Here is a 19,940-nt window from a genome sequence, read left to right on the forward strand (position 1 = left end):
ACCCAGAGAAAGGATAGAAAGAAAAAATGCTTATTTCCCAAGACTGGGTTACCCGAATCCTGGGCACCGCTAATTCCGGCTGGACCGTGTCCTCTGAGGAACTGGACTCTGGCTTTGTCCGCGTAGGTTTTGAAACCGAGGGCTACGAGGCCCTTCCGGAAACCACGGGCCCGCTGGTTATCGGTCAGGTTGTAGAGATCGAAGAGCTCACCCAGTTCAAGAAACCAATTCGCTATTGCCAGGTCAACGTTGGCCAGGCCAATGGCACGGGGGAGCTGCAGGGCATTATCTGCGGCGCCCGCAACTTCCGCCTCAACGACTACGTCGTGGTCTCCCTTCCGGGTGCTGAGCTGCCGGGAGGATTCAAGATTGCCGCCCGCGAGACCTACGACCATATCTCCAACGGAATGATGTGCTCCGCAGCTGAGCTGGGCTTCGGCCCCAAGGCAGACGGCATCATCGTGCTAGGGGAGGAGGTTGCCGACAAGATTGGTGAGGATGCCCGCCCCCTTATTGGGCTGTCCGATACCGTCTTCGACGTCAACATCACCCCGGATCGTGGCTATGCCTTGTCTGCGCGTGGCCTGACGCGTGAAATTGCCTCCGCATTTGATCTCACTTTCCCCGACGTGGCGCAGGAACCGAGCGTGGCTGGCATCGACACCTCCGTCGTGCCGGCTCCGGAGGGCACGCTTATCGACGTTGACCTGAGGGAGGAAACCAAGGCGCAGCGATTTGGTCTGCGCAAGGTGACCGGTATTGACCCGGCAGCGCGTACCCCGTTCTGGATGGAGCGCGAGCTCATGCTCTCCGGTCAGCGCGCCGTCAACGTGGCTACCGACGTCACGAACTACGTCATGCTGCTTCTGGGCGCGCCGATGCACGCCTTTGACGCCGACGTGATCAAGGGCAACCTCGTTGTGCGCAATGCCAACGAGGGCGAGAAGTTCGAGACCCTCGACCATGTCAAGCGGGAGCTTTCGGAGGGCGACGTGGTCATCTGCGATGACAACGGTATCCAATCCTTGGCGGGCGTCATGGGTGGCACCACCTCCGAAATTTCTGACGAGACGACTGATGTCTACTTCGAGTCGGCCATTTGGGATCCGATCACCGTGGCCCGCACATCCCGCCGCCACAAGCTCTCCTCGGAGGCTTCTCGCCGTTTCGAGCGCGGAGTAGATCCGGCCATCGTTGAGGTAGCGCTGGACGTGGCGTGCGTGCTGCTTCAGCAGATTGCTGGCGGCACGATCGAGGCTGGGCGGACGCTCGTGGGCGACGTCGCCAAGCGCGAGCCCATCTTCCTGCGTGCGGCGAAGCCGAGTGAGTATGCCGGTATCGAATACTCCCAGGAGACCGTGGTGAAGCGCCTTACGGAGGTCGGCTGCGAGGTGTCTGGCGGGGAGGAGCTTTCCGTCGTCCCCGCCTCTTGGCGCACGGACATCGAAATGGACGTTGATCTCATCGAGGAGATCCTGCGTCTGGAAGGGCTTGAAGACATTCCGACCATCCTGCCCACTCCGGTGGGCGGCCGCGGCCTAACTCCGGCGCAGAAGCGTCGGCGTGCGATCGGACATGGGTTGGCTTACGCGGGCTACGCCGAGGTCCTCCCGTCGCCGTTCATCGCGAACGACACCTTTGATACCTGGGGCTTGGACAAGGAGGATGCGCGCCGCCAGACCGTGGCCGTGCAGAATCCGCTCGAGTCAGACAAGGCGATCCTGTCCACGACGTTGCTGCCCAATCTCCTTGAGGCTATCGCCCGCAACGTTGCCCGTGGCCGCAGTGATCTGGCCTTGTTCGGCCTCCAGCAGGTGGCCTTCAAGCGCGCTGATTCTTCTCCCATGCCGTCGGTGGAGTCGCGCCCAGAGGAGTCAATGGTCGCCGATCTCCTTGGGTCTTTGCCGCTCCAGCCGTTGCACGTAGCCACGGTGGCCACCGGAAACATTGAACACGAAGGGCCGTGGGGAGCGGGCCGCGCCTACAGCTACGCGGATGCTATTGAGTCTGCGCGCCAGGTTGCTCGTTCCGCTGGCGTGGACATCGCAGTGAAGGCAGCTGAGCAGCTGCCGTGGCACCCGGGCCGCTGTGCTGCAATCGTTCTCGCAAGCGATGAGGAGACGGTCGTTGGCTACGCGGGTGAGCTGCACCCGCAGGTCCTTGAGGCCTTGGAGCTGCCGGCACGCACGTGTGCGATGGAGCTCGATGTGTCAGCCCTGCCGCTGGATGAGAAGTTCCCCGCCCCCGTGCTGTCCTCCTTCCCGGCTTTGCACCAGGACATCGCCTTGGTGGTGGACGAGGAAACCCCGGCGGAGACGGTTCGCCGTGTGGTCGAGGAGGGTGCTGGTGATCTCCTCGAGTCCGTGGAGCTTTTCGATGTCTTCCGTGGCGAGCAGCTCGGCGAAGGAAAGAAGTCCCTAGCCTTCCAGCTTCTCTTCCGTGCTGGTGACCGCACTCTGACTGATGAAGAGGCCAACGAGCACCGCCTCGCTGCTGCGGAGTTGGCCAAGCAGCGCCTTGGCGCACAGATGCGCGCCTAAGACTCTGTTGCTTCGCTAGTGCTTTAAGCCCGGTTAGCCCTGTGGGAGGTTAGCCGGGCTTTTGTTTAGCCGGGTTTGCGCGCGTTGGGGCAGGTGCTGACGTGGGGAGAGATCCCCTAGCGCTGGAAGGGGTGTGCTCTGCCTCATAACCTCAAGGGTGCAGCAAAGGTGCTGAGTTTCCAGACCAAGCCACACCGAAAGGATTGTTCACACCATGCGTCTTATTTCTCGTCTCACAGCCACCGCCGCCGTTGTCGGCGCACTGACCATCGCCCCACACGCTTCCGCTGACTTGTCCCAAGGTTTCTCCAACGCCGATGGCACCGTCAACTGTGAAGCTTCGAACATCGAAGGAACCTACGTCGCGTGCCTGTCTGAAGGGGCACGTGCCACTAGCCCGCAGTGCAACCCGCCGGGCCGGTTGGCGCCGCGCTTTTTCTACCACGCAGGTCGCTCCAAGGCTGACTGCTTCAACCAGGGCTTGACAACCACGAGCTTCAAGCGCCTTCAGCCAGGCCAGGTTCACCAGTTCAATGAGGTTGTAGCCATCGCGGATGCCCAGGGCGGTATCCACTTCGTCGGCCCGCATGGCTACCTAGGCTATGCAGGAAAGACCGCCGTATCGGGTGCGGAGGGACTGGGGAACGTCTCGTCCCGCGTCATGTAAACCTTCCTGAATCCTACTTTTCCTCACCTGTGCGCCGAGCTCTTCGGCGCATTTTTTCTGAATAACATACGGCGGAATGCATTATTTGCTAGAGTAGCTGCATGACTATTTCAGTAGCAATCGCCGGAGCTACGGGCTATGCAGGTGGCGAAATCCTCCGTCTCTTGCTGTCGCACCCAGCATACCTCTCGGGTGAGTTGCGCATCGGCGCGCTCACCGGGCACTCCAACGCAGGTCAGCGAGTATCTGAGCTCATGCCGCACCTGCCGCAACTGGCGGACCGCGTCATCGAGGACACCACGCCGGAGATTCTAGCTGGCCATGACATCGTGTTCCTCGGTTTGCCGCACGGGCACTCCGCGGAGATCGGCCGCCAGCTGGGGGAGTCCGTCACGGTGATTGACTGCGCAGCTGACTTCCGCTTGCGTAGCAAGGAAGACTGGGACGCGTTTTATGGTGGTGAGTACGCCGGTGCTTGGCCTTATGGAATCCCGGAGGTTCCCGGCAATCGTGAGGAGCTTAAAGGTAGCAACCGCGTTGCCGTACCGGGGTGCTTTCCCACCACGATTACCCTGGGTGCGCTGCCGGCCGTGGCGCAGGATCTGATTGAGCCAGAGCTGTCGGTGATAGCAATCACCGGGGTGTCCGGGGCAGGCAAGAAGGCCTCCGTAGCGCAGCTAGGTGCGGAAACTATGGGCAACCTCAAAGCCTATAAGCCAGGCGGGACACACCGGCATACCCCGGAGGTCCTGCAAAACCTACAGCCTTTTACGCAGCAACCGGTGTCTGTGAGTTTCACTCCGGTGCTGGCGCCGCTGCCTCGTGGCATTCTGGCGACGATTACGGCGCCGTTGAAGGGGGGCGTCGACAAGCGCACAGTCGCCGAGGCCTTCCGTGACTTTTATGCTGATGAACCATTCTGCCTCGTCCTGCCTGAGGGCCAACAGCCAGAAACGCAAAACGTGGTGGGCAGCAACATGGTCCATATCCAAGCACACGTGGATGAGCGCGCCCGCCGTCTCGTGATTACCGCGGCTCTGGACAACCTGTGCAAGGGCACCGCCGGCGCTGCTGTCCAGTGCATGAACCTGACTTTGGGATGGGAAGAAACCCTGGGCCTTCCACAGGCAGCAGTTGCCCCTTAAGGGGCACCCCTACTTTCCCAAGCGTTCCGCGCCGCCTTCCTCAACTCACTTCCACACGAACTAGGAGAAACTCGACATGATTACCGCCCCTGCAGGATTCCTGGCTGGCGCCACGACAGCCGGAATCAAGCCCTCCGGAAAACCCGACATGGCCCTCGTGGTTAACCAGGGTCCTAATTTCGACGCCGCTGCGGTCTTCACGCGCAACCGCGTGGTGGCCGCACCCGTAAAGCTTTCCCGCGAAGCAGTTGCGGACGGCACTGTTCAGGCCGTCATTTATAACTCCGGCAACGCGAATGCCTGCAACGGCGAACAAGGAGACAAGGATGCCGCGGCGATTGTGGAAGCCACCGCTGAGCACACGGGTATCCCTGCCGCCAACATCGCGGCGTGCTCGACGGGACTGATTGGAGAGCTCCTTCCCATGGATAAGGCATTGGCTGGCGTCGAAGTGGTTGTCGGAGATCTTGGCGCGGATGCAGCTCACGGTAAGGCCGCGGCCGAGGCCATCATGACCACCGATACCGTCGCTAAAGAAGCACTCATTGAGGCCGAGGGCTGGAGCATGGGTGCGATGGGCAAGGGCGTAGGCATGATGGCGCCGTCACTGGCCACCATGCTGGTGTGCATCACCACCGACGCTGTTGCCTCCTCTGAGGCCTTGCACTCGGCGCTGCAGGCAGCGAGCGATCAAACTTTCAATACGCTCGATGTGGACGGCTCTACATCGACGAATGACACGGTCATCATCATGGCTTCCGGCGCTTCCGGGGTGGAGCCTAGCCAGGAGGAGCTGGACGCTGCGGTTCTCGCGGTGTGCGCCGATATCGCGGATCAGCTCCAAGCAGACGCCGAGGGCGTGACCAAGCGCGTGAAGATCATCGTGGAAGGCACCGCTACTGATGAGCAGGCGCTCAACGCCGCGCGCACTCTGGGCCGCGACAACCTCTTCAAGTGCGCCATGTTCGGATCGGACCCGAACTGGGGCCGCGTGCTCGCCGCCGTAGGAATGGCGGATGCCGAGATGGATCCGGACAACATCTCCGTGTTTTTCAATGACCAAGCCGTATGCGTCGGTTCCACTGGCGCGCCCGGCGCGCGCGACGTGGATCTCTCCGGGGCCGATATTGATGTGCGCGTTGACTTGGGTACAGGGGGAGCCGGTACCGCTTTTGTCCGCACCACCGACCTGTCCCATGACTACGTGGAGATCAACTCCGCGTACAGCTCCTAAAGGAACAAGGAGGAAAAATGCTTCAGGGACTTAGCAATGCGGACCGCGCCACTGTGCTCGCAGAGGCCTTGCCGTGGCTGCAGCACTACCGCGACAAGATTGTCGTCGTAAAGTATGGCGGCAACGCGATGGTGGATGATTCCCTCAAGGCCGCCTTCGCTGCTGACATGGTTTTTCTGCGCACCGTGGGTGCCAAGCCCGTCGTTGTCCACGGCGGTGGCCCGCAGATCAACGAGATGCTGGGCAGGCTGGGAATCGAGGGGGAATTCAAGGGCGGTTTCCGCGTGACTACTCCGGAGATCATGGATGTGGTTCGCATGGTTCTCTTTGGCCAAGTGGGGCGCGGCCTGGTCAACCTCATTAACTCTCATGGGCCATATGCTGTTGGGACCTCAGGCGAGGATGCTGGGTTGTTCAAGGCGCGCAAGCGGCTTGTCCAGGTCAATGGTGAGCCGACAGATATCGGCATGGTGGGAGAGATTGTCAGCGTGGATCCCACAGCGGTCATGGACATCATCGAGGCCGGGCGCATCCCGGTGGTATCCACCATCGCGCCTGGTAACGATGGCGAGGTGTACAACATCAACGCGGATATCGCGGCCGGGGCCCTAGCGCGAGCGTTGGGCGCCGAGCGCTTGGTGATTCTCACGAATGTGGAGGGCCTGTACACCGATTGGCCGAACCGCGACTCCTTGGTGTCGAAGATCGAGATTGACAAGCTCAGCGCGCTCCTCCCAGGCCTGGATTCCGGAATGATCCCGAAGATGGAGTCCTGCCTCATGGCCGTCGAGGGCGGGGTTAGCGCCGCGCACGTCATCGACGGGCGCATCGCCCACGCCGTGCTGCTGGAGCTGCTGACTATGGGAGGAATCGGCACGATGGTGCTGCCCAATGACTATAACCGCGAGGACTACCCTGAGGGAACGGTCTTCAGGAAGGACGATAACAAGTGACCGCGCAGACCAAGTTGACAGAGCGTTGGGGTCAGGTGCTCAGCAACACCTATGGAACCCCACCCGTTGCCATCGTGTCCGGTAAGGGGGCCACGGTGACCGATGAAGACGGTAAAGACTACATCGACATGCTCGCCGGTATCGCGGTGAACTCGCTGGGCTACGCCCACCCAGCGATCGTCGAAGCGGTGAGCGCCCAGGTGGCCACCGTAGGCCACGTGTCCAATCTTTTTGCCAGCGAGCCTGTGGTCGAAGCCGCCGGGAAACTCCTGGACAAGGTGGGAGATAGCGAGGCTCGCGTCTTCTTCTCTAACTCCGGCGCGGAAGCGAATGAGGCGGCCTTTAAACTGGCTCGTCTGACCGGCCGTCGCCGCGTCCTTGCAGCGCACCACGGTTTCCATGGCCGGACAATGGGTTCTTTGGCCATGACTGGGCAGCCCAGCAAACGCAAAGCCTTTGAACCTTTCCCGGGCGGAGTGGAGTTTTATACCTATGGCGACATCGACTACCTGACCGCTTTGGTGGAGCAAGATCCGGAGGACACCGCCTCCATTATCTTGGAGCCCATCCAGGGGGAGACGGGTGTCATCCCGGCACCTGAAGGTTTCCTGACGGCGGTGCGTGAGCTCTGCACCAAGCACGGCATCCTCATGGTCGTGGATGAGGTGCAAACGGGTGTGGGGCGTACCGGTGACTTCTTCGCCTTCCAGCATGAAGGCATCCTCCCGGATGTCATCACCATGGCGAAGGGGCTGGGTGCTGGCATGCCTATCGGTGCCACCATTGCGCGTGGTCAGGCCGCAGACCTTTTCACTCCGGGCTCCCACGGCACGACGTTTGGCGGCAATCCTGTCTCGTGTGCGGCGGCGTCAACGGTGCTGGAGCTTGTCGACGTCCCCTTCCTCGCCGAAGTCACCCGCAAGGGCGAGTGGTTGCGGCAGGAGATTGGTAAATCCCCTGCGGTGCAGTCGGTGAGGGGCCGAGGGCTTATGCTAGGTGTTGTATTAAATAAGTCGGTGGCCAAGGAAGTCGTGGCTGCAGGTTTGCAGCATGGACTAATCCTCAACGCCCCAAGTAGCGAGGTCGTACGCTTGACCCCGCCGCTGGTGATCACCGATGAAGAACTCACCCAGGCGGTGGAACGCCTGCATAAGGTACTGGAGGAAGTTGCATGAGTGTGCGCCATTTCTTGGCCGATGATGACCTCACGCCGCAGGAGCAAGCCGAGGTTCTCGACCTGGCTCTAAGGCTCAAGAAGAATCCCTTCTCCGAGCGCCCGTTAGAGGGGCCGAAGTCGGTGGCTGTGCTCTTTGATAAGACGTCGACGCGCACGCGTTTCTCCTTCGAGGCGGGAATTGCTCACCTGGGCGGCCACGCCATCGTGACGGAAACTAAGTCGACGCAGATGGGCAAAGGGGAGACCTACCAGGACACCGCAGCGGTGCTCTCCCGTTTCGTTGAGGCGATCGTGTGGCGCACATATGCGCATCAAAACCTTCTGGACATGGCGGAGACTGCGACGGTACCAATTGTCAACGCCTTGTCCGATGACCTCCATCCCTGCCAGATCTTGGCGGACTTGGTGACCTGCCATGAGAACTTCGGGGGCCTTACTGGACTGAAGGCCGTCTACCTAGGGGATGGCAACAACAACATGGCAAATTCCTACATGCTGGGGTTTGCTACCGCTGGCGTGGAGATGACCATTGTTGCCCCGGAGGGTTTCCAGCCGCAGGCGGAGTTTGTTGAGCGTGCCCGAAAGCGCGGTACGGTGACGGTGACCGATTCCCTTGACGGCGTGGACGGCGCTGATGTTGTCATTACAGACACGTGGGTGTCCATGGGCCAGGAGAATGACGGCAAGGACCGCCGCACACCGTTCTTGCCCTATCAGGTGACCGCGGATGTGATGTCCCGCGCTAAGGACGAGGCAATCTTCCTGCACTGTTTGCCGGCCTACCGCGGTAACGAAGTAACTGCTGAGGTAATTGATGGGCCCCAGTCGCGCGTTTTCGACGAGGCAGAAAACCGCCTCCATGCGCAGAAGGCGCTGCTGGTCTGGCTCCTTGCGGCTCAAAAGGAGAACTAAACGAATGACTACGACCCCAACTACACGCAACGCCCGCCAAGCCAAGATCTTGGAGATCTTGGATCGCACCCGGGTCACCAGCCAAGTTCAGCTCTCAGAGCTCCTGCTCGATGAGGGGATTGATATCACGCAGGCTACGTTGTCGCGTGATCTCGATGAGCTGGGAGCCAAGAAGGTCAAGCGCGATGGCGGGCGGTCCTTCTACGTGGTGGGCGGTGAGTTGGAGCAATTCGAAGATCAGCTCAACGGCCCGCGAGAGAAGCTCCGGCGCATGCTTGATGAACTGGTGGTGTCCCATGACTTCTCTGGCAACATCGCCATGCTGCGCACCCCGGCGGGCGCTGCGCAGTACTTGGCCTCCTTCATCGACCGCGTGGGACTTCCAGACGTGGTCGGCTGTATCGCGGGCGATGACACGATCTTCGTCCTCGCGCGCGAAGGGTTGACCGGCCGCGAGCTTGGTGAGAAACTCACCAACCGCAGCATTTAACATTTATACGTAAGTCTGTATAATATAAATAAGTTCGATTTTTTAGCACCTGTTTGTCTTAAAGGAGCAAATTACTATGACTGCACGCGTTGTGCTTGCCTACTCTGGCGGTCTCGATACCTCTGTCGCCATTCCTTACCTGGCCAAGATGACCGGCGGCGAAGTCATCGCCGTCTCTCTTGACCTCGGCCAGGGTGGCGAGGACATGGAGTCCGTGCGCCAGCGCGCCCTCGACTGCGGTGCGGTCGAGTCCATCGTCGTTGATGCCAAGGATGAGTTCGCAGAAGAGTACTGCCTGCCCACCATCAAGGCAAACGGCATGTACATGAAGCAGTACCCGCTGGTATCGGCCATCTCCCGCCCGCTCATTGTCAAGCACCTCGTTGAGGCTGCTCAGACACACGGCGGCACCCACGTCTCCCACGGTTGCACCGGCAAGGGTAACGATCAGGTGCGCTTTGAGGTCTCTTTCCGCGCGTTGGATCCGGCTCTGGAGATCATCGCCCCGGCGCGTGACTACGCCTGGACCCGAGATAAGGCTATCGCCTTCGCCGAGGAAATTAACCTTCCCATCGAGCAGTCCGCAGCATCCCCGTTCTCCATTGACCAGAACGTCTGGGGCCGCGCGGTAGAGACCGGCTTCCTAGAGGACCTGTGGAACCCGCCGACAAAGGACCTGTACGCCTACACCGAGCAGCCGGACCTGGGCAATGCCCCGGACGAGGTGACCATCACTTTTGACAAGGGTGTTCCCACTGCTATTGACGGCAAGCCGGTGACCGTCCTCCAGGCTATCGAGGAGCTTAACCGCCGCGCTGGTGCCCAGGGCATTGGCCGCCTCGACATGGTGGAGGACCGCTTGGTAGGCATCAAGTCTCGCGAGGTCTACGAGGCCCCTGGTGCCATGGTGCTCATCAAGGCTCACGAGGCGCTGGAAGACGTCACCGTGGAACGCGAGCTGGCCCGTTACAAGCGCCTCACGGACGCTCGCTGGTCCGAGGAGGTCTACGATGGCCTCTGGTTCTCGCCGCTGAAGCGCTCCCTGGATGCTTTCACCGAGTCCACCCAGGAGAACGTCACCGGCGATATCCGCATGGTTCTGCATGCTGGCACCGCCACCGTCAACGGCCGTCGCTCTGGCCAGTCGCTGTACTCCTTCGACCTGGCTACCTACGACACCGGTGATACCTTCGATCAGACCGCGGCCAAGGGCTTTGTCCAGCTGCACGGCCTGTCGACGCAGATCTCCAACCAGCGTGACCGCGACGGCGGTTTCCCCACCGGTAAGTAAACCAGCACAGCCAAGGTCAAGGTAAGGAATCGATGCACAAGACTAACGAGGGTGCGCTGTGGGGTGGCCGCTTTTCGGGCGGCCCCTCCGAGGCGATGTTTGCCCTGTCCGTATCCACCCACTTCGACTGGGTCCTCGCCCCCTATGACGTGCTGGCCTCCAAGGCTCACGCCAAGGTACTGCACAAGGCCGGATTGCTATCCGACGCTGACTTGGACACCATGCTTAACGGCCTGAGTGAACTAGGGGAGAAGGTCGCTTCTGGTGAATTCACCCCGCTTCCGACGGACGAGGATGTCCACGGTGCGATGGAGCGCGGCCTCATCGACATCGTAGGCCCTGAGGTTGGCGGCCGCCTGCGCGCTGGGCGCTCCCGCAATGACCAGGTGGCGACGCTGTTCCGGATGTGGATTCGCGATGCCATTCGCGATATCGCACTTCAGGTCACGGATTTGGTGGAGGCTCTGGCTAGCCAGGCCGAGGCCCACCCGGATGCCATTATGCCGGGCAAGACCCACTCCCAGGCGGCGCAGCCGGTGCTGCTGGCACACGAGCTGCTCGCTCATGCCCAGCCGCTGCTGCGCGATATCGAGCGCCTGCAAGATCTGGATAAGCGCTTGGCGGTGTCCCCTTATGGTTCTGGTGCGCTTGCGGGCTCCTCGCTGCACCTGGATCCGGAGGCGATTGCCGAGGAGCTGGGCTTCGATTCTTCCGCGGAGAACTCGCTGGATGGTACGGCGGCGCGTGACTTTGCCTCCGAGACGGCCTTCGTGCTCACCCAGATCGCGGTGGACATGTCCCGGCTGTCGGAAGAGATCATCTACTGGTGCACCCCGGAGTACGGCTACGTCACCCTGGATGATGCCTGGTCGACTGGTTCCTCGATCATGCCGCAGAAGAAGAACCCGGACGTTCCGGAGCTGACCCGCGGTAAGACCGGCCGACTCATCGGTAACCTCACCGGCCTGTTGGCAACGCTCAAGGCGCAGCCTTTGGCCTATAACCGTGACCTGCAGGAGGATAAGGAGCCCATCGTGGACTCGGTGGCGCAGCTGAACCTCTTGCTGCCTGCCATGACTGGGCTGGTGGAAACCCTGACCTTCCATGAAGACCGCATGCGTGAGCTGGCCCCGCGTGGCTTTACTTTGGCCACCGACCTGGCCGAATGGATGGTGCGCCAGGGTGTGCCGTTCCGTGAGGCGCATGAGGCTTCCGGTGCCTGCGTGCAGATCGCGGAGTCTCGCGGTGTGGATCTGGTGGATCTCACGGACGAGGAACTGGCGGGCGTCGACAAGCGCCTGCTTCCGGAAGTTCGTGAGGTGCTGACCATCGATGGGGCAGTGGCATCCCGCTCCACCAAGGGCGGCACCGCTGGCGTTCGCGTGGTGGAGCAGCGCGAAAAGGTTCGCGAGCGCGCTGGCGCCGCGCGGGAGTGGGCCAAAACTTCCCTGCGCTAGTCCGCACAGAGAATGAATAACCGCATGGTCTTTTCAGGCCATGCGGTTCTTTTGTGTGTGGGGGTAGAAAACAAATCTATTACTACTGGGCATCGATGTGCTGGGTTGCACTGTGGGGGTATTGAAGTGACGGAAGTCTCATTAGGTTGTTATAACGTTTTCTTAGGGAATGTGAAGAAAGGCACGTTCGCAACTTTGAAAGGACTACCTTCCTAATGGCTGATACACTTCGCCCGCCCAACACGGAGTCTCACGAGAAGGAGAAAGCGGTCTATGCTTCGGAAGACCACGGACTTCAGAAGGGGATGGGCAATCGCCAGCTCCAGATGATTGCCATCGGCTCTGCGATCGGTACCGGTTTGTTGCTCGGTACCGGCAGCCGTTTGCAAACCGCTGGACCATTTCTCGCAGTTTTGTATTTGGTCTGCGGTTTCTTCGGTTACATTATCTTGCGCTCGCTCGGCGAACTCATCGTCTACCGCCCAAGTTCGGGTTCTTTCGTGTCCTATGCGCGTGAGTTTTACGGCGAAAAGACTGCCTTCGTTACCGGATGGCTCTACTGGGGCAACTGGGCTGCGACCCTGGTGGCCGACGGCACAGCCGTGGCCATCTACATCAAGTGGTTTGGCCAGTACACTTCCTGGCTCGACGCTGTCCCGCAGTGGTTGCTCGCTCTCGGCGTGGTGTGCAGCATCCTGTTGTTCAACATGTTGTCGGTGAAGATCTTCGGTGAACTGGAGTATTGGTTCTCCATGATCAAGATCATCGCGCTGTTGATTTTCATGGTCGTGGCTATCGGCGTGGTGATTATGGGTCACCCGAATGGTGACGCGACGGGCTTTAGCCTGATATCCGATGCCGGTGGCTGGCTGCCCAATGGCCTGCTTCCCGCCGTCATCGTCATCCAGGGTGTGGTCTTCGCCTACGCCGGTATCGAGCTGGTGGGCACCACCTCCGGTGAGACCAAGGACGTGGAGAAGCACATCCCACGCGCGGTCAACAGCGTCCTGTTCCGCATCGTGGTCTTCTACTTCGGTAGTGTGCTGCTGCTGACCCTGGTGCTGCCGTACACCAGCTACGTTGCGGAAGTATCGCCGTTCGTGACCTTCTTCGAATCCCTCGGCGCTGGTTATGCCGCACCGATCTTCCAGCTGGTTGTCATCACCGCGGCAATTTCCTCGCTGAACGCCGGACTGTATTCGACGGGCCGCATCATGTACAACATGTCTACTGCCGGCTCCGGGCCGAAGTTCGGCGCGCGCATGTCCAAGTCCGGTGTGCCCTATGGTGGCATCGTGATGGCCGCCTTCGTCGGCCTTGCCGGTGTGTTCCTCAACTATGTTGTGCCTGAAATGGCCTTCGAAATTGTGCTGAACTTGGCGGCGCTGGGAACACTGGCGTCGTGGGCTGCAGTGGCCTTGTCACACATCAAGTTCGTGCAGCTGGCCAAGAAGGGGCGCTATACCCGTCCGAACTATCGCTCGCCATTCGGCCAAGCTGGTGACTGGTCCGTTCTCGCTTTCATCGGCGTGGTCATCATCCTCATGGCTTTCGATTACCCCATCGGAACCTTCGCTTTGGCCTCAACGCTACTTCTCATCCCGGTGTTTGCGGCGATGTGGTTTGCCTGGCGTGAGCGAATCTACGCGATTGCGGCGGAGAGGAAGGCCAAGCACCTGCCGACCTCGCGCTTCCCGGCCGCACCGCAAACGGACCTTCACCCCAGGAACCGAAACACACCGCACAGCAAGAACCAAGACAAGAACTAAGAATGGAGACTTTGATGAAGCCTGTAGTTAAGTTTGTTGATGTAGAGAATATGGCGCGCTGGATTCAGCGCGAAGGCGTCGAGAACATCATCACCGGGATGGTGGACTACCTTGAAGCCGACTACCGCGAATGGGAGCGCTTCGACAAGGTTGCGCGCGTTGCCTCCCACACCCCCTTTGGTGTTATCGAGCTCATGCCGACCTCCAATGGCAAGGAGTACTCCTTCAAATACGTTAACGGTCACCCTTCCAACCCCGCCCGCGGTTTTCAGACGGTTACTGCCTTCGGCGTGTTGGCGGACGTTGACAATGGATACCCCACCTTCGAAGCTGAAATGACGCTGCTTACTGCACTACGCACGGCCGCGACCTCCGCCATGGTGGCCAAGTACCTGGCCCGGAAGGATTCTAAGCGCATGGCCATGGTGGGTGCCGGCTCCCAGTCCGAGTTCCAGGCCCTTGCCTTCCGTGGAGTGATGGGAATCGACGACATTGCCATCTACGATATTGACCCTGCGGCCGTAGAGAAATTCCGGCGCAATCTGGAACCGCTGGGCTTCAACATTACGGCCGCCTCGAGCGTTGACGAGGTCGTTGTGGGCGCGGATATCATTACCACCTGCACTGCGGACAAGGCTCAAAACCAGATTCTGGCCGAGCGCCACGTTGCACCGGGCGTGCACCTCAATGCCGTCGGTGGTGATTGCCCGGGCAAGACTGAGCTCGAAAGCTCTATCCTGGATAAATCCAAGGTCTTTGTTGAATTCCCAGAGCAGACACGCGTCGAAGGAGAGATTCAGCAGAAGCCGGAGGACTTCCCGGTTGTCGAGTTCTATCAGGTACTCACCGGCCAGGCCACTGGGCGCGATAATGATGAGCAGATTACGCTCTTCGATGATGTCGGATTTGCCATCAATGATTTTTCTGCACTGCGCTACCTGCGTGATTCCGTCAAGGGTACAGATTTGGAATCCGAAATCGACATCATCGCGAACCCCGACGACCCGAAGGACCTTTTCTCGTTGGTCGCGAACGTACCTTCTCTTCTTTAACCAGAGCGCACGGAAAGGGGGGAGCCTGTTTCTCCCCTTACCCCGCCGCGAATCCAGCGGTGAGAAGAAAATCACTTTATGATTTAGAACATGAGCAGCTCATCATCGAAGAAGCGCACCAAGTCCTTCGTGATCGCCGCGGTTTTCCTTGCGCTCGCTGTGGTATCCGTCGTGATAGGTCGCGGAGGTAGTTCCCTTCCGAGCTTTGGCTTTTCCACAACTACGCACCACGTTAAGGGCGCCATTAGCCCGGAGCTGGAGGCTGTTTTTAAGGACCCGGCCACAACGAAGGCGATGGAAAAGCACAATATCGAACTCGAGCTCGATATCCTGCCGGCACGGAACTTCGTTGAAGGAAGCAGTAGCTTGGACAAAGATTATGACTTTGTGCTCGCGGATCCTAACGGCGCTACATGGACCTCCGATGTGCGCGATGCCCATCCGGAACTAGCCGGAAGGGATGACCTATCCCCGATGTTTTTTGGTAAGCCGCTGTTGGTGCTGGTACATAGCGAGCTTGTCGAGGACATGAGGGACCACGGCTTGGTTGCGGGATACGACAACCAGGCGGCTTTGGACATGGAGACGCTGGTGGAGATGTCCCAGAAAGACACTCGCTGGCGGGACATCAGTCCGTCCTTCGGCTCGCCGCGCGTGGTGGATGTGGCCGTGCCACAGGTGGACCAGTCCTTTGCCGCACTGCGCTATGCCCGGGTCGTACACACCGCGGCCGCGAACTATGCGGAAAAGGACCTGGGCAGCGATAACAAGGAGAAGATCAACGCGCAGGCGGATGACATCATGCGCCGCCTCGTTGCTGATCAGGGGTATGGCGAAACCACTGATCAGGGCATCCTCGATGCTTTCCTCCGTGTGGATAAGGGCGAAATGCCTATGGTATTGACCACCGCGGAGCAGTACGTGTACCTAGAACGTGCGGGCAAGGACCTATCCGGCTATACGCTGTTGGCGTTGAAACCGGCGACGAAACTAAGCAGCATCGTTCTTCCACTCACTGAGGAGGGCGCATTGTTCGTCACAGCAATGAATGACGCAATCCCAGCAGTCGCGGAGAACCTTGGCTTGGGCTCGGAGAATTCGGACTTCATTGCCGATATTGAGCCTTCAGATAACTACCAGATCCCGGTGGATGGTGGCGATACCACCCCACTGCGGTGGGCGGATTATGAAGAGATTTTGCGAGTGGTTGGCTAAGGCCCCGCAAGGAAAGCATCAGGAAGGTACAAGGGAATGTTTCGGTCTTTAAAAGTCCTGCTCGTCATGCTGAGCGCCATGGCGCTGACGGCTTGTTCGGCAGGTGACTTGTTCGATGATGTGGATATGCCGGGTTCCGGCTCGTCCTTCAGCGGTGGCCTCAACATTGTGGCGGCCACGGAGCTTAAGCCTCTGGAGCCGGTGCTTGACGACGCCTCCCAGGACCTCGGCTTCGATATCACCATGACCACCGAGGATGGGACGCTGGCGAATTCCCGCAGCCTGAAACAAGGCGGTTTCGACGGATCCTATGATGCCACGTGGTTTGCCACCAATCGTTATGCGCGCATCATTGGTGCCGATGAGAAGCTGCGCAAAGAACACAGTGTGGCGCGATCCCCCGTGGTACTCGGTGTGCAGCCTTCCGTGGCTAAGGAAAAGGGCTGGACCACGAAGCAACCAACGTGGCAGGAGATTGCTGACTCGGGGATTACCTTCGGTATGACCGATCCTTCGACCTCAAACTCGGGCTTCTCCGCGCTATCGGCTGCGACCACTGCTTTCGCGGACACCGGGCGCGCGCTTACGGAGAAGGATATCCGCCAGGCCACGGGCAAGGTCCAGAAACTCTTCAGTAACCAGACTTTAACGTCGGGATCGTCGGGTTGGCTGGCTGATAGGTTCCGCGAGCATCCGGAGCAGGCCGACGCCATCCTTAACTATGAATCAGTGCTGTACCAGCTCAAGGATGAGGGCGTCGATCTTGAGGTGGTCATCCCCTCCGACGGCGTGATTTCGGCGGACTACCCTTTGTCGGCTCTCGCCAGCTCCCCGGACCAGGAGGCTGAAGGTAAGGTGCAGGCACTTGCCGAATGGTTTGCTGAACACCCAGAGAAGCTGAGGAGCTACCACCTGCGTGTGGACGATTCTGACATGCCCGGGACCATCTTCGAGCTGCCGTACCCGGCTAATGAACAAACCGTAAGCGCACTGGAGGATGCCTTTGCTCACGAGCTGCGTAACCCTGGCAACACGGCGCTGGTCTTGGATACCTCGGGCTCCATGGAGGGCGAGCGCATTGATTTGCTCAAGAATAGTCTGCGCCCGCTGATCGACGGCTCAGCTGACGGCTCTCCAGACGGCGAAGGCCAGGTAGCCTTCCGTAACCGTGAGCAGATCAAGCTCATCCCATATTCTTCTGAGCCGCAGCAGCCGACTCGCGCGCGAGTCGATTTGCAGAACCCGGCAACCACAAAAGAGCTTGCTGATCGCGTAGATCGACTCGTGGCGGATGGCGATACGGCGACGTTCGAGGCTGTGCTCAATGCCTTCAACGAGGTAGACACCAGCAGCGGCGAAATTGGGACCGTGGTGCTCATGACTGATGGCGAAGTGACGCGTGGGCGTACTTTTGCACAATTTAAGGAGGCCTATGAGCAGCTTCCCCCAGAGAAAAAGGAGATCCCGGTCTTTGTCATCTTGTATGGTGAAGCCAACATTCAAGAGATGGAGGAGCTTGCTCAGCTCACGGGCGGCAAGACATTCGATGCGCTCAACGGTGACCTCGCCGCGGCCTTCGAGGAAATCCGCGCTTACCAGTAAAAATCTCCACCTATCCCCAGGAGGACCTACACCTTATGAACACACTGAACTCGCGGAAGATCGTCGTCGGCGTTGCGGTAACGGCGCTCGTTATCGTCCTTCACGTGTTGACTGGTGGCGGTTTAGGTTTCTTGTGGCCACTGGTCGCGGTCTGCACAGGTGCGGCTGCGGGATTCGTGACGCCGCCAAAGCAGGAGAAAGCTATTGAGGCCCCCACCTCGGGTGCAGGTCAACTGATTAGCTCATTGGAGGGCGTCCGATACAACCTGAAGCAGTCCAAAGTGCCCGGACCTGTTAAGAAAGCGTGGGACTCGTTCGATGACTCGGCCGTGTGGGTCCTAGACAATTGGCACCGCCTCGACGATGCCCCACACCAGCAAGCCCTCGTGCGGGACATGATTGAAGAACACTCTAAGGAGCTGGTGAATTCTTACCTCGACGTCACGGACTTGAAGAATCCAGTGGCTGTCGAGGAAATGAGCGAATCGCTGGGGATCCTAGGCCGAGAGATGGGCGAGATTCGAGACGCCATTGCCCAAAACTCAGTACGCAACCTGCGCAACCATTCCATGGCTCTCAAACTCGAATACGGCGGGACCCTTCCATCCATCGAATCCAAGGAGGTGTAGGGTTAGCGGTTATGAGTCTCGATTCGAAGCTGCTCGACATCTTGGTATGTCCGCAGGATAAAGGTCCGCTGAACTATCTGGCCGAAGAACAGGTTTTGGTCAACGAACGCCTCGGCGTGGCCTATCCCATTGAGAACGACATTCCCGTCATGCTGGTAGACCACGCAGTACCGTGGCCACCCCAGAACTAATTCTCACAGCACCGAATCGACTTTCCAAGGAGCATTCATGAACATCATCGATGAGCTGCAGTGGCGCGGCCTCATTAACCAGTCCACCGACCTTGACGCACTGCGCGAGGCTTGCGAAGAGCCCATTACCTTGTACTGCGGTTTTGATCCAACCGGTGACTCCCTCCATGCTGGTCACCTCGTTCCGATGATTATGCTGCGCCGCTTCCAAAAAGCTGGCCACCACCCGATTGCTTTGGCCGGTGGCGCAACGGGCCAAATCGGTGACCCACGCGACGTAGGGGAGCGCACCATGCTGTCGCAGGAGACCATCAACGAGAACATGGTGGCTATCAAGAAGCAGCTGCGCCAGTTTATTGACTTTGAGGGCGAGAACGCAGCCACCATGGTCAACAATGCTGACTGGACCTCGCAGATGACCGTCATTGATTTCCTGCGTGATGTCGGCAAGAACTTCTCGCTGAATACCATGTTGGACCGTGATACCGTCAAGCGCCGCTTGGAGTCCGACGGTATTTCCTACACCGAGTTCTCCTACATGCTCCTCCAGTCCAATGACTACGTTCACCTCAACGAGGAGTACGACTGCGTCCTGCAGATTGGCGGTGGCGATCAGTGGGGCAACATCGTGTCTGGCGTCGACCTCAATCGCCGCGTTAAGGGCGTCAAGGTTCACGGACTCACCGTCCCGTTGGTGACGGATGCCCAGGGGCAAAAGTTTGGCAAGTCTACCGGCGGCGGAAAGCTCTGGCTCGATCCGGAAAAGACGTCGCCTTACTCGTGGTACCAGTACTTCCTCAATGCCGGTGACTCCGTGGTTATTGACTACCTTCGGTGGTTTACCTTCCTGTCGAAGGAGGAGATCGCTGAATACGAGGAGAAGGTTGCTAATGAACCTTTCCGTCGCGAGGCACAACGCCGTCTCGCCCAGGAGATGACCACGCTGGTCCACGGCGCGGAAGCCACCAAGGCTGTGGAGCTTGCTGCTCAAGCGCTGTTCGGTAAAGCAGAGCTTGCTGACCTTGATGAGCAGACGCTGGCGGGTGCGCTTTCTGAAACCACCGTGGCCGAGGTGGCTGCCGGTGAACCGCGCTCCATCGTTGATCTGTTGGTTGCTTCTGGTCTGGCAGAGTCCAAGGGCGCGGCTCGACGCACCATCAAGGAAGGTGGCGCCTACGTCAATAACCAGCGTATTGAAGCCGATGACTGGGAGCCGGCGGACGAAGACTTGCTTCACGGTAAGTGGCTGGTGCTTCGTCGCGGTAAGAAGAACTTTGCCGGTGCCAAGCTGAACTAATTAGAGCTCTCGACTTCGCTAGATGACTGCATGCGAATCCCGTCGCCTTGTGCGGCGGGATTCGTCGTTTCTGGGACAGAGTATCTGCACCGGCCGCCGGAGGTTAAGGAAAGTGCTGTTAACCAGGCGATTTGTTGAAGCTTGGGGCTGTGCGTATATTTATCGAAGTCGCCGCGAGACGCTGGTGACACGGAGATTAACTCCTAGTTGACAAGGGATAAACTTGTTAGCTAGAGTATGAACTCCAGCCGCTCAGAGCAGAGAATAGATGAATTCGATGTGACGGGTGTGCGGATGATGTTTGAGAACTCAATAGTGT

Annotated in this window: 17 protein-coding genes; all 17 read left to right on the forward strand. The window is 59.4% G+C overall.

The annotated features are described in order from the left end of the window. Positions 1–26 precede the first annotated feature (26 nt). The 17 genes from pheT (at position 27) to tyrS (ending at position 19,621) form a co-directional block, all read left to right on the forward strand. Positions 27–2,540, forward strand: coding sequence for a phenylalanine--tRNA ligase subunit beta (pheT, locus tag HMPREF2806_RS07020; RefSeq protein ID WP_070516966.1), 2,514 nt, complete (start codon positions 27–29; stop codon positions 2,538–2,540). Between the two features lie 214 nt (positions 2,541–2,754). Next, positions 2,755–3,207, forward strand: coding sequence for a hypothetical protein (locus HMPREF2806_RS07025; protein ID WP_046648527.1), 453 nt, complete (start codon positions 2,755–2,757; stop codon positions 3,205–3,207). Between the two features lie 101 nt (positions 3,208–3,308). Next, positions 3,309–4,352 (forward strand): N-acetyl-gamma-glutamyl-phosphate reductase, encoded by a 1,044-nt coding sequence (argC, locus tag HMPREF2806_RS07030; RefSeq protein WP_046648526.1) that lies wholly within the window; start codon positions 3,309–3,311, stop codon positions 4,350–4,352. A 76-nt stretch (positions 4,353–4,428) separates the two neighbouring features. Further along, positions 4,429–5,586 carry a bifunctional glutamate N-acetyltransferase/amino-acid acetyltransferase ArgJ gene (gene argJ, locus HMPREF2806_RS07035; RefSeq protein WP_070516968.1) on the forward strand — a complete coding sequence of 386 codons (1,158 nt, stop codon included), beginning with the start codon at positions 4,429–4,431 and terminating at the stop codon, positions 5,584–5,586. 17 nt (positions 5,587–5,603) lie between these two features. Next, positions 5,604–6,539: an acetylglutamate kinase gene (gene argB, locus HMPREF2806_RS07040; protein ID WP_070516970.1), complete on the forward strand. Its 936-nt coding sequence runs from the start codon at positions 5,604–5,606 to the stop codon at positions 6,537–6,539. Further along, positions 6,536–7,714, forward strand: a complete 1,179-nt coding sequence (locus HMPREF2806_RS07045; protein ID WP_070516972.1) for an acetylornithine transaminase — start codon at positions 6,536–6,538, stop codon at positions 7,712–7,714. The genes argB and HMPREF2806_RS07045 overlap by 4 nt, the downstream gene beginning before the upstream one ends. Beyond that, entirely contained in the window at positions 7,711–8,628 is a 918-nt protein-coding gene (argF, locus tag HMPREF2806_RS07050) for an ornithine carbamoyltransferase (protein WP_070516974.1), read from the forward strand. The genes HMPREF2806_RS07045 and argF overlap by 4 nt, the downstream gene beginning before the upstream one ends. A 4-nt stretch (positions 8,629–8,632) precedes the next feature. Further along, positions 8,633–9,118, forward strand: coding sequence for an arginine repressor (locus HMPREF2806_RS07055; RefSeq protein WP_046648521.1), 486 nt, complete (start codon positions 8,633–8,635; stop codon positions 9,116–9,118). A 76-nt stretch (positions 9,119–9,194) separates the two neighbouring features. Continuing rightward, a complete protein-coding gene (locus tag HMPREF2806_RS07060) occupies positions 9,195–10,409 on the forward strand; it encodes an argininosuccinate synthase (protein WP_046648520.1) in 1,215 nt (404 codons plus the stop codon). A gap of 32 nt (positions 10,410–10,441) precedes the next feature. After that, positions 10,442–11,866 carry an argininosuccinate lyase gene (gene argH / locus HMPREF2806_RS07065; protein WP_046648519.1) on the forward strand — a complete coding sequence of 475 codons (1,425 nt, stop codon included), beginning with the start codon at positions 10,442–10,444 and terminating at the stop codon, positions 11,864–11,866. A 215-nt stretch (positions 11,867–12,081) separates the two neighbouring features. Continuing rightward, positions 12,082–13,635: an amino acid permease gene (locus HMPREF2806_RS07070; protein ID WP_046648518.1), complete on the forward strand. Its 1,554-nt coding sequence runs from the start codon at positions 12,082–12,084 to the stop codon at positions 13,633–13,635. 14 nt (positions 13,636–13,649) lie between these two features. Then, positions 13,650–14,687: an ornithine cyclodeaminase gene (locus HMPREF2806_RS07075; protein ID WP_046648589.1), complete on the forward strand. Its 1,038-nt coding sequence runs from the start codon at positions 13,650–13,652 to the stop codon at positions 14,685–14,687. 90 nt (positions 14,688–14,777) lie between these two features. Beyond that, entirely contained in the window at positions 14,778–15,902 is a 1,125-nt protein-coding gene (locus tag HMPREF2806_RS07080) for a hypothetical protein (protein WP_049154613.1), read from the forward strand. 36 nt (positions 15,903–15,938) lie between these two features. After that, the gene (locus HMPREF2806_RS07085) at positions 15,939–17,504 is read left to right on the forward strand and encodes a vWA domain-containing protein (protein ID WP_049154614.1); all 1,566 of its coding nucleotides are present in this window, start codon (positions 15,939–15,941) and stop codon (positions 17,502–17,504) included. A gap of 35 nt (positions 17,505–17,539) precedes the next feature. Next, the gene (locus tag HMPREF2806_RS07090) at positions 17,540–18,133 is read left to right on the forward strand and encodes a hypothetical protein (protein ID WP_046648514.1); all 594 of its coding nucleotides are present in this window, start codon (positions 17,540–17,542) and stop codon (positions 18,131–18,133) included. An 11-nt stretch (positions 18,134–18,144) separates the two neighbouring features. Continuing rightward, entirely contained in the window at positions 18,145–18,324 is a 180-nt protein-coding gene (locus tag HMPREF2806_RS07095) for a Trm112 family protein (RefSeq protein ID WP_049154615.1), read from the forward strand. A gap of 37 nt (positions 18,325–18,361) precedes the next feature. Continuing rightward, positions 18,362–19,621, forward strand: coding sequence for a tyrosine--tRNA ligase (tyrS, locus tag HMPREF2806_RS07100; protein ID WP_070516976.1), 1,260 nt, complete (start codon positions 18,362–18,364; stop codon positions 19,619–19,621). The last annotated feature ends 319 nt before the right edge of the window (positions 19,622–19,940 follow it).

This window comes from Corynebacterium sp. HMSC076G08, assembly GCF_001811515.1.
Taxonomy (GTDB): Bacteria; Actinomycetota; Actinomycetes; order Mycobacteriales; family Mycobacteriaceae; genus Corynebacterium; species Corynebacterium hiratae.